The organism is Methylophilus luteus, from assembly GCF_042676265.1.
GTDB classification, from domain to species: Bacteria; Pseudomonadota; Gammaproteobacteria; order Burkholderiales; family Methylophilaceae; genus Methylophilus; species Methylophilus luteus.
This window is the reverse complement of record NZ_JBHTKB010000001.1, coordinates 429,177-440,970: the sequence shown is the minus strand read 5'-3', so window position 1 is coordinate 440,970 and position 11,794 is coordinate 429,177. Positions and strand designations below refer to the sequence as shown.

Here is an 11,794-nt window from a genome sequence, read left to right as displayed (position 1 = left end):
CCCAGTTTGAAGTCGAACGTAGTCGGTTTATTGGTCGTTGCACTTAATGTCACTGTGTATGTCAGGTCTTTACCTTCAACAACACTGTCGCTACCTGTCGTTGGGTTGACTGGGTCAACCTTCACAACTGTGGCCAGATCGTTGTCGATGATCGTACCTACACCGCTCTTGTCACTCACAGTCAATGTCAGTGTTTCGTTTGGCTCAACGATTGTGTCATCCACGGTCGGGACAGTCACAGCAAAGCTGCTCACACCGGCAGGCACGGTAATCTTGCCTGTCAATGCATCATAAGTCACACCATTGCTGAACTTAGGAGCACTGTAGTCTGCAGTCGACGCTGTGTCGCCTGGCGCACTCAGTTTGAAGTCGAACGTAGTCGGTTTATTGGTCGTTGCACTTAATGTCACTGTGTATGTCAGGTCTTTACCTTCAACAACACTGTCGCTACCTGTCGTTGGGTTGACTGGGTCAACCTTCACAACTGTGGCCAGATCGTTGTCTTGAATAATACCAACACCAACTGTGTCACCAACCTTAAGTGGTAAAGTCTCATCGAGCTCAACAAATGCATCGTCCACTGTAGGCACTGTGACGGTGAAGCTGGTCACGCCAGCCGGTACAGTAATCGTGCCATCATTATTCAGCTTAACATTGTTGCTGAAGGTAGGGGTGCCATAATCAGCGCTAGAAGCAGTACCAGTAACACCGCCAAGTTCAAACTTGTAAGTTGCAGGTGCAGCAGTCGTTGAACTTAAAGTCACTGTGTAAACCAGGTTATTGCCTTCAACAACGCTATCATCACCTACACCCGGTTTACCTGGCTCAACTTCTGTGACTGTTGGTTGGCCGCTACCATTGAATTGCACGGTATTAGAAGCAGTATCGCCATCGTTATCTACCAGTGTGTAACCCAGGGTAGTACTTTCACCTTGTGTCAATGGGCGATTGCCACTATAGGTATAGGCACCGGTTTCCAGGTTAACAGTGATGGTTTCACCTTTGGCTGTGGTGACGCTCAACTGTTTGCTGGCGGCGTTATAGAAATAAGTGTTGGTAGATGCTGGGGTAGCATTATCGCTGACTGTGTTGCCAGTTGCATTGTAGGTATAAGTCACGCCACCTATCTCTATGCTCTGTACATGGCCGCCATCAGCACCGAATGCACCCAGGCTACCGGATGCGGTGGCTGCGACTGGGTCAATAGCCAGATTGCCACTGCCGATCAGGCCGGCCAGGATCTGGGCACTGTCGTTAGTGCCATAAGTCGTTTGCAGGTTGATGTTTTCCAATATGATGGTTTGATCTTCAGCATTGGCATTGAAGCCGCCAGAGAAGCCACCGGTGCTGCTGATATGCAAGATGGTGTTGCCATTTGCATCTACAGTCACGCGCACAAAATTGGAGATGTTTGCCAGGTTTTCGCCTTGCAGCAAGGTTCTCAGGTCTAACACATCAGCAGCCAGAGTGAAGTCGGTGATGGTATCAACTGCCGGATTGCCTGCAGTGCCTGCATCGCCTTTTTCCCAGCGGAAAATGTCTCTGCCCGCGCCACCAGTCAGGTTGTCGTTGCCTGAACCACCCACCAGGATGTCGTTACCGATACCACCATCCAGTTTGTCGTCGCCATCGCCACCACGCAGGATATCGTTACCAGCTTCACCCTTGAGGGTATCATTGCCAGCATAACCATACAGCTGGTCATCGCCAGCAGTACCAGTCAGCTCGTTAGCGCCACTAGTGCCTTCTTTCAGGTTAGGGTTTGGTGTGCTGTTGCTCAATACATTCGCATCAGCCAGTGTTGCTACAGATGCGGAAGAAGAAGCACCTTGGGTATCAGTCACGGTGATGCTGGTGGCATTCAATACCTCGGCACTGATAGCACCGCCATTCAGGCGTGCAGTCGCCAGTAATTCGTTGATCGCCAGATTGTCGATAGGGCCGCCATCCAGTGATGTGATCACCACGTGGGAAGATGGTCCAACGATGCCCAGCAAACCAGCATCATTAGTGATTTGCACTTTAAGACCCAACTCTGCGGCCAGATCTTGTGAAATCGTGAATTGACGTGGGCCGAGCAAACCACCCAGGGAAATCAATGCCTGGTAGTTCAGTTCAACTTTGCTGATATTGTTGTTAGCATCGGTCGCACCGAATGCAGTACGGGTGCTCAGGTTGATCAGGTTGTTTACTGCAGACAGACCGACCAGGCCTAATAGGTTGCCACTAGTGCCCACTGTCGCCACCGGTGCCACGTTAGCCGCATTGGCATTGTTCACAGTCACTGTGCCGCCAGGAGCGACAGGCGCGTCATCCTCGATAGTGACCGGGATTTTTGTTGTTTGTGTGACGCCATTGACTACAACTTTGACGCCTACGTTTGCCAGCACTGTATCTTCAACATTGGCTGTCGGATGATCTACCTGACCATTCAATACGATCTTATATTCACCGCTATCGTTGATGGTCACGGTCAATACTTTTTCGTTACCGGCAAAACCAGTCAGCGTCTTGCCGCCATCAGTCAATGTCCAGATCACAGCCACGCCACCAGATGTCAGCGCTTCAGTTGGCACAGTCAGTGTCCATACCGCACCGTCACTGCTGCCATTCAGAGTGAATGCACCTGTCGCTTCAGCTGAATCTGTAGTATCAGTGCTACCGGTATTGTCTTTGATACCGCCAGGCAAGCCTTCTTCAGACACATGGTCTTTGCTGCCATTGACCAGGTTGATACCACCATCATTGTCTTTGATAGTACCTATCGCAGATACATCCTCTACTTTCAGAGTCAGTGTCTCTGGATCTTCGATCAGGCTATCATCGATCGTTGGTATAGTGATAACAAAGTCTTTTACGCCAGCTGGAACCTTGATCGTGCCTGTGAGTGCATCGTAAGTCACATTGTTGCTGAAAGTTACTTTTGCTGGGTCATAGTCAGCGTTAGCGCCAGGAGTCGCTGTATCACCAACTTTGCCAATTTCAAATTTATAAGTGGCCTCGGCATTGGTTGTTGTACTTAAAGTCACTTTGTAACTCAGGGAGCCACCTTCAACCACGGTGTCACCACCGAGGCCAGGCTTAGCTGGATCGACAGTCACGACTGTTGGTTTATCGTTGTCCAGAATATTGCCTGTGCCAGTCTTAGCACCTGTAACATTACCATTGCTATCCACACTACCCAGTGTTACAGACACAGTCTCACTGTAATTTGCATCAACGACAGTGTCATCAATCGTCGGCAGGTTCACTGTGAAGCTTGTTACATTCGCTGGCACCTTGATCGTACCTGTGGCCGCATCGTAAGTCACATTGTTGCTGAATGTTACTTTTGCCGGATCATAGTCAGCACCAGAAGTCGCTGTATCTCCAGCTTTACCAAGGTCAAACTTATAAGTGGTTTCAGTATTGGTTGCAGCACTCAATGTCACTGTGTAAGTCAGCGTGCCACCTTCAACTACTGTGTCACCACCAGCACCAGGAGTACCTGGATCAACAGTCACGACTGTTGGTTTATCGTTGTCCAGAATATTGCCTGTACCAGTCTTAGCACCTGTCACATTACCATTGCTATCCACACTACCCAGTGTTACAGACACAGTCTCACTGTAATTTGCATCAACGATAGTGTCATCAATCGTCGGCAGGTTCACTGTGAAGCTTGTTACATTCGCTGGCACCTTGATCGTACCTGTGGCCGCATCGTAAGTTACATTGTTGCTGAATGTTACTTTTGCCGGATCATAGTCAGCACCAGAAGTCGCTGTATCTCCAGCTTTACCAAGGTCAAACTTATAAGTGGTTTCAGTATTGGTTGCAGCACTCAATGTCACTGTGTAAGTCAGCGTGCCACCTTCAACTACTGTGTCACCACCAGCACCAGGAGTACCTGGATCAACAGTCACGACTGTTGGTTTATCGTTGTCCAGAATATTGCCTGTGCCAGTCTTAGCACCTGTTACATTACCATTGCTATCGAAACTACCCACAGTGACAGACACAGTCTCACTGTAATTTGCATCAACGACAGTGTCATCAATCGTCGGCAGACTCACTGTGAAGCTTGTTACATTTGCTGGCACCCTGATCGTGCCTGTGGCCGCATCGTAAGTCACATTGTTGCTGAATGTTACTTTTGCCGGATCATAGTCAGCTCCAGAAGTCGCTGTATCTCCAGCTTTACCAAGGTCAAACTTATATGCGGTTAAAGTATTGGTCGCAGTACTCAAAGTCACTGTGTAAGTCAGCGTGCCACCTTCAACTACTGTGTCACCACCAGCACCAGGCGTACCTGGATCAACAGTCACAACTGTTGGTTTGTCATCGTCTTGAATGATGCCTGTACCTGTCACGCCACCAATGGTCAATGGCAAATCTTCATTGAAAGTCTCAACTATCGTGTCATTCACTGTAGGCACTGTCACGGTGAAGCTGGTCACACCAGCTGGCACTGTGATCGTTCCATTCGCAGGGTTGTAAACTACATTGTTGCTAAAGGTTGGTGTATTGATATAGTCACTTGGTGTTTGCGCCGCGCCTCCACCTAGTGCAAAAGTGTATGTAACAGGTGTTTGTGTGGTAGCACTAAGTGTGACCGTAAATACAAGATTTTGACCTTCAGTCACTGTATTGCCACCAGGGCCAGGCACACCAGCAACGACTGAATTGATGGTCGGATCTTCACCAAAATACTGATAATTTGGTATAAGCGAAAAATTAGCTGCCTCTACAAAGCCATTTCCACCATCATAGTTTGCGCCAGTTACACTTTCAGAGATACGCTCCAGGTTAACAAAGCTTGCATTACCATCACTACCAGCTTCACCGGCAGCAGGAGCATCCAGCACTTCAGTGATGTCACGGCCTTCATTCAAAGCAACCAATACTGCATCAAATACCGCCTGGTTGACTGCATTTTCAGTGACATCCGAGACATCCACTTGCGCCAGGTTGTCAGTGATCTTGACTGTTTGTGCTTCGGCGAAATTCACGGTTTCACCGTTCGCCAGTTTTACCGATACGCTTGCGCCGCTGGCGGTGATGACTTTATCACCAGCATGCAACACCTCGCCTACTTGTAACATATGACGGTTGCCATTGGCATCCACCACGATAGCCATACCTTGAACACTTGTAACAGTACCAATCACTGTAGCCATTTTTTTGCCCCACTTATAAGTTGAGAGATATTCAGTTCAGAAAAACACTGTCAGAACATTTCAGTTTTTGTCAGGTTTTTTCAGATAGTGACGTATTAAACTGCAATACAAAATGGAAAGCTATTGTACCGAAGTACAATATTTGAACTTTTATTGAGGTAATTCAGTTAGTGCAGACTGCCATGCATGCACTGGTGCAGAATTAAAGATGAAATCCTGGCACTGAATAGAAAAAAGCGAAGCTGTGACCAGCTTCGCTTTCCGTACTTTTCCTGCAATCAAGCAGGCAAACCTTACGACTTGTTATTCAGCGACTGACTGATAACGAATGACTTCAACGCGACGGTTTGCGTCGTTACCGTTGATCGGGTCATTTTCAGCGATAGGCTGTGAGTAACCGTAGCCTTTGACGACGATACGGCTGGCATCCAGGCCTTTTTTGGCCAGATAGTCAGCTACCGCTTTCGCACGTTTTTCTGACAGCAACAGGTTGTATTTCTCTTTTGAGGTATTACGCTTGTCGGTGTGACCAGCGATCTCTATCTTGTCGTTGCCCCACTCTTTGACTACGTCATAAACGATGTCCAGATCAGCGTAAGACTCAGGCAGGATAATGGCGCTATTAGCCTGGAACAAAATGCGTGGCGTGAACTTCATGGTCGCTTTTTCAGGACCTTTTGGTTTGAACGCTTCGCCTTCCCATGGTTTGGCATTCGCCAGCAAAGCTGCTTTGTCTACGACAAGTTGTGCCGGAGCAATAGCCTTACACACATTTTCCCTATCCAGATACTCGTCACGCGCATATTCACCAACGTCAGCACGTGTCACACCCAGTTTACGCAACAACAGACCTTGGCCGGCATAGGTTCTGGCATATGAGGTGCTCAAATCCATTTCAGCATTGGTGAAGTTACGACGTGACTGGAAATATTCGTTTTCGGTATCCAGCAAGTCCAGCAAGGTACGTTGACCGATATCATATTGCTTGCGGTAAGCCAGACGCGCATTCTCGATCGAATCCTGGTGCTGCTTACGGTAAGCGACTTGCTCGTTCAACTGTTTGATATTGTTGTATGCAATAGATACCAGCTGACGTGTGTCGATACACGCCTTATCGCGCAGATCGTGCGCACGGTTAAGCTCTTCCGAAGCAGAGTCCAGGTTGTTCTTATCAGTAAACCCGTTGAAAATATTCCAGCTAGCGGTCACTTCAAGTGTATCTGCAGCCAGTATGCTGTTTCTGCTTGCATCGTTCACATCAAGGACTTTACGGCCCTGCAGATCCAAACGTGGCATAAAAGGAGCCTTACGTCCGGACACAGATTTCTCTACTGCAACAATGTTTTCAATAGAAGCCAGGATGTTGGGGTTTTGTTTGTAGGCCGCATCCAGCACCTGATCAGAGCTCTCGGACAAGCCATCGCCTGTCATCTGCACTTCAACAACGTTAGCTGGAGGCAGTTCACCTACCAGACGCTGGTATCTTGCAGAAACATCATACAAGTTGGTTGTTTCTGTCAGCAGATTAGCTTCAGCCAGTGCCAAACGGCCAGTAGCCTGTTCGAGGTCGACTTTTTTGCCCACACCAGCATCTACACGAGACTTGATCTTTTCGTGTACTTGCTTGTGTACGACATAGTTGTCTTCAGCGTAAGAAACCAGACGGCGATAACGCAACAGATCATAGTAAGCAGTGGCGGTATCCAATGCGATACTTTGCATCTGCCCTTGCAAATCATAAAAACGGGACTTGGCCACATGGTCAAGACGGCCAACTTCGGCCGGAGTCGCCAAACCATCAAAAATCATTTGACGCAATGTTAACGTGGATTGCTGGTTGGGAGAGTTAGTATTATTAGGATTGCCAGGAACCACACGCTCCTGATTCCTAAATACTTGATCAACTGTCACATTCGGCAGGTATCTGCCTTTTGCAGCAGCTTCATCGAATTCCGCCCCCTTATAAGCATGAAAGCGGGCCTGAACCTCAGGGTTCTCAGACACCGCTTTTTCAATGATCTTTTCCAAAGTTTCCGGACTAGCACCCCAGGAGACCGATGAGTAGGAGAAGACTCCTATTATTAGTGCAGAGGCAATTTTTTTTAGTTTCATGTGCAGACTCTTAACAAGTTATTTAAAGATTCATCCTGAGGTGAGTATAACGACAGTAATGTAAGGTTACAAGTGTTATACCCTACCTAAAACCGCATTAAATATGCGGTTTTAGGGGAAAAAGTCACAAAAACTGACTTTTGCTGACTTTTGGTTGTATCGTCCTACAAAAAAATCCCCTGAATACTATGCTTCAGGGGATCTTGTGTGCTAGATACAACACCCAGAATGGGTGTGGATTCAGGAGTTGAGGTGTGATTTGCCGGAAGATCCGTTCTTGACCCCGGTTTCCAGACCAAAATGCCCTTGCGGCGACTGACCTTGCAAGACCAGGGCCAGGTGCAGGCGGTCCCTTACTTTCAAGGTATCGAATACCGAGGTCAGGTGTGCTTTGACAGTACGCTCTGAAATAGACAGCGCCCTGGCGATCTCTTTATTGCTGTTGCCTTTGGCGGCTTCCAGCGCTACTTCACGTTCACGCTTGGTTAGGCCTTCCAGTACTTCTTCCAGCACGTCTACCGTCTGGCGTGAGCTGCGGGTGGTCAGGGTGATCAGGTGTTTGAGCAAGTCGCGTCCCAGCCAGATGCCACCGTGTGACACCACGCTGTAAACTTCTTTCAACACCTGGTCGTGTGCATAAGCGTGCAAATACCCTACCACACCCAACTCGAGTGCCTGCATGGCTTCCGCCTGCTCGGGGTTATTCGACAACACGATGACTTTTGCGGTAGGGAGCAGTGACAACACCTGTTGCACCTGTGTGCGCCACTGGTTGCCGCTTTCCAGCTGGGCATGTACCCAGACTACCGTAGCCCCGGCCACGTCGGCAGAAACCACTTCTGCACTGGTGACCAGTTTGGGGAAGGCTTTCAGCCAGGCTTCTACAGGCTGCTTTAATGACGTGATAAAAATATGTTTCATAGTGATTAGCGCTCGGTTAATGCATACGATTTAGCCTTAAGCACAGGTTTAAGCAAGTAAGACATCACCGTTTTCTTGCCAGTCAAAATATCTACCTGTGCCACCATACCAGGAATAATTGGCAGATGGTCGCCGATATTATTCTTTATTGTTCTTACCTTAACGACATAAAAAGCATTTCCTTTATCGTCTATGGTCGAATCTGCTGCAATATCTTCAACTTCGCCGTCCAGACTGCCATAAATACTGTAGTCATAAGCGGTCAGCTTGACGATAGCCGGCTGCTTGGGACGGATAAACGCAATATCTTTGGTTTGCACTTTGGCTTCTATCACCAGCGCATCATCCGAAGGTACCACTTCCATGACTTCCTTGCCGGCCTGAATCACACCGCCTACCGTGTTGTAATACAGCTTGCTGATCTTGCCGTTCACCGGCGACAGCAAGGTAGATTGCTTGACTTTATCTGACAGCGCCAGGCTGGACTGGGTCAAACTGTTGATTTTTGCCGTGGTCTCGTTCAGCTCGGTACGTACCTTGCTGGTGAAGGTCTGCTGTGCCTCGGCGATCTTGCGCCGCGCTTCGGAAATAGAGGCAGTGATACGCCCCATTTGTGCCGATGCCTGGTCTATATCGCCTTTAGCCCGGTTGGCTTCACGTTCCAGGCGCAGGATCTCGATCTCAGATACAGCACCGCTGTTGAGCAGGGGCCGGTTGGCGGCCAGCTCGCGGCTGTTCGAGTCATAGGTCTTGATCGCGACTTCTTTTTTAAACTGCACCTCTGAAAGCTCGCGCTCACGCTGCGACAATTGGTCCCTGGCGATATTCACCTGCGAATCGAGTTCGGCACGCCCGGCATTGAATAACTGCAACTCCTGCAAATAGGTATCTGGCACTTTTGTTTGCACTTCACTCGGCGGATTGTACGCACCGCCATTGGCCAGCGCTTTCAGACGTGACTCCTTGGCTTTGAGTGACAGGTACTGGCTTTCATTTTCTTTGAGTGAGGAGATCGCCCTGGTTTCATCGATCTTTATCAATGGCTGGCCGCGTTTGACCGTATCGCCCAGCTTGACCATGATATCGGTGACGATACCGCCGTCCAGCGATTGCACCAGCTGTATCTGACGTGAAGGGATCACACGACCTTCACCGCGCGTCACTTCATCGACTTCGGCCAGGTTGGCCCAGATCAGCAGCACAATCAGAATGACCAGGATGGCGTACATGATCATTTTGGCATGCAGCATGCTGTCCTCGACCATGACATCATGCGCCTGCTCAGTCCAGGTGCGGTTTTCTGCCGTATCGGTTTTGATGATTTTATCGACCAGTGCATGCACAGGCTTGCCCAGCCGCACCCAGATACTGTCGTTCTTGGTGATGTCACCATATTTATCGAATATTTTCTGTGCCATGATGTTACCTTGCCTTACCAACTTTACCCGCGCGCAATGCGGCGGTGACGTCTTCTTTAGAGCCGTCTGCAACGATCTGGCCTGAATCGATCACGATCAGGCGCTCTGCCAGTTCCAGCATGCCGTTCCTATGGCTGATCACGATCAGGGTCTTGTTTGCTGAAGCTTGAGCAATGCGATTTTTAACGGATTCTTCTCCGGAGTGGTCCATAGCACTGGTAGGTTCATCCAGCAACACGATCTGCGGGCTGGTGACAAAGGCGCGCGCAATACCTACGCCCTGGCGCTGGCCACCGGACAGGGTATCGCCGCGCTCACCCACTTCGAGGTCAAAGCCTTTAGGGTGCGCATTGACGAATTCGGCTATGCCACCGACCTGGGCGGCATTGAGCACAGCCGCATCGTCGGCGTGCTGGTGGCGCAAGGTGATATTGTCACGCAAGGTGCCATAAAACAGGTGGTTGTCCTGCTGCACATAGCCTATGCTGCGGCGTAATTCGGCCGGATCGATCTGCCGCGCATCGATACCATCGATGAGGATAGCGCCCTCAGTGGGCTGGTAAAGGCCAAGAATCAGTTTGTTGATAGTGGTCTTGCCTGAGCCCATACGGCCTATCAGGCCTACATGCTCGCCGGGACGGATCTTGAAAGAGATACGGTTGAGCGCCAGCTCATCAGTGCCCGGGTATTTAAACGAGACACTCTTGAACTCGATCTCGCCCTTGAAGGCAGGCCGCGACAGGAAACTCGCCCCTTTGCTGCGCTCTTCAGGTTTCTCCATGATGCCTTCAAGCGACTTCAGCGAAGTCGCAGCGGTATGGTATTGCGTGAACAGGCTGGCGATCTGCGATATCGGTGCCAGCGCGCGGCTGGTCAGCTGTGAGCAAGCGATCAGACCACCCATGGTCAGGTCACCATTCGAGATCAGGTAGACGCCAAGAATAATGATGGCGACACTGATGATCTGTTGCAGGGCATAAGAACCGTTGGTGATAGAAGAGGATAACAACTTGAGTTTGCTGCCGACCTCAGAAAGGAAGATGGCACTGCGTTCCCACTTGCCCTGCATCTGCCCTTCTACGCCCATGGACTTGACGGTTTCAAGGCCGACCAGGCTTTCAATCAGAGTGGCATTACGCTGGGCACTGGCCCGGTACATGGTTTCGGATAGATCGTGCATCTTGGATTGCACGCTCAGTGAGTAGATCAGCACCAAAGCGCCACCTATCAGCGCTGGCAACACCATAAACGGGCTGATCCAGGCGATCACGATCAGGAAGATGATGCCGAACGGCAAATCTATCAGGGTCACCACCGTGGCTGAGGTAATAAAATCGCGCACGCTCTCGAACGAACGCAAGTTAGAAGCAAAAGAGCCGACCGAGGTAGGCTTGGCGTCATAGCGGGTGCCGAGTACTTTCTCCATGATCTGCGCACTCAGCTTGACATCGATACGCGCACTGGCCCAATCGAGAAAATAAGCCCGCATGGAGCGCAACAACAGGTCACCAAGTACGATCAGCGAAACGCCTATGCCTAATACCCATAAGGTCTCTACCGCCTTGTTGGGTACCACGCGGTCATACACGTTCATGGTAAACAGTGGCATGGCCAGCGCAAATATATTGATAAGCAAGGCAGCGACCATGACATCGCGGTATATGCCCTTGTTCTCGGCTATCGTCCCCCAGAACCAGTGCCTGATCTTGACCCGGCCCACTTCAGGCGTGCGCGCGTCAAACAGATAGTTTTGCTTGGTGAGCAGTGCATAGCCGGTATATTGTGCGGCGAGATCGGCCAGGCTGATGGTCACCGCTTCGGATGACAGGTCAGGAAAAACTACCTGGGCAAAATGCTGGCTGTCATCTATCTTTAATAGCTGGCAGGCGCGCTGATTATTCAGCAGCAAGGTCACATCGGTCTGCGGCTGCAGCAGCGAGGTGATGCCACTTTGCTGTACCGTGACCGCCAGTCGCAGCCTTTCGGCAGAGCGTTTGAATAACTCGGGATTGAGCTTGCCATCTTCTAGTGGCAGGCCGGAGGTCAACGCGTCTCTAGTGGTCGCCAGCCGGTTATGACGGCAGATATAAAGCAGACACTCGAGCAAGACGTCTTTGTCAGTTTGATTGAAATATTGCGTCGTTTCCATGGCTAGTCTTATTATTGTCCTTATCAACGGCTCAA

The 11,794-nt window shown here is 49.9% G+C and carries 5 protein-coding genes; all 5 read right to left on the bottom strand.

The window, feature by feature from the left end:
- A partial coding sequence (locus ACFQ1Z_RS01880; RefSeq protein WP_379055076.1) for a retention module-containing protein occupies positions 1–5,159 on the bottom strand: 5,159 nt, incomplete at its 3' end.
- A 303-nt stretch (positions 5,160–5,462) separates the two neighbouring features.
- Complete coding sequence (locus ACFQ1Z_RS01875; RefSeq protein ID WP_379055074.1) at positions 5,463–7,187, bottom strand: TolC family outer membrane protein; 1,725 nt, start codon at positions 7,185–7,187, stop codon at positions 5,463–5,465.
- Positions 7,188–7,511: 324 nt separating this feature from the next.
- Positions 7,512–8,192: a LuxR family transcriptional regulator gene (locus ACFQ1Z_RS01870; protein WP_379055072.1), complete on the bottom strand. Its 681-nt coding sequence runs from the start codon at positions 8,190–8,192 to the stop codon at positions 7,512–7,514.
- 5 nt (positions 8,193–8,197) lie between these two features.
- A complete protein-coding gene (locus tag ACFQ1Z_RS01865) occupies positions 8,198–9,610 on the bottom strand; it encodes an HlyD family type I secretion periplasmic adaptor subunit (RefSeq protein ID WP_379055070.1) in 1,413 nt (470 codons plus the stop codon).
- 4 nt (positions 9,611–9,614) lie between these two features.
- Positions 9,615–11,759, bottom strand: coding sequence for a type I secretion system permease/ATPase (locus ACFQ1Z_RS01860; RefSeq protein WP_379055068.1), 2,145 nt, complete (start codon positions 11,757–11,759; stop codon positions 9,615–9,617).
- Between the last annotated feature and the right edge of the window lie 35 nt (positions 11,760–11,794).

Excerpts from the sequence above, each read along its gene's own strand:
- ACFQ1Z_RS01870 (WP_379055072.1), bottom strand. The coding sequence starts at position 8,192 with ATGAAACATATTTTTATCACGTCATTAAAGCAGCCTGTAGAAGCCTGG.
- ACFQ1Z_RS01865 (WP_379055070.1), bottom strand. The coding sequence starts at position 9,610 with ATGGCACAGAAAATATTCGATAAATATGGTGACATCACCAAGAACGAC.
- ACFQ1Z_RS01860 (WP_379055068.1), bottom strand. The coding sequence starts at position 11,759 with ATGGAAACGACGCAATATTTCAATCAAACTGACAAAGACGTCTTGCTC.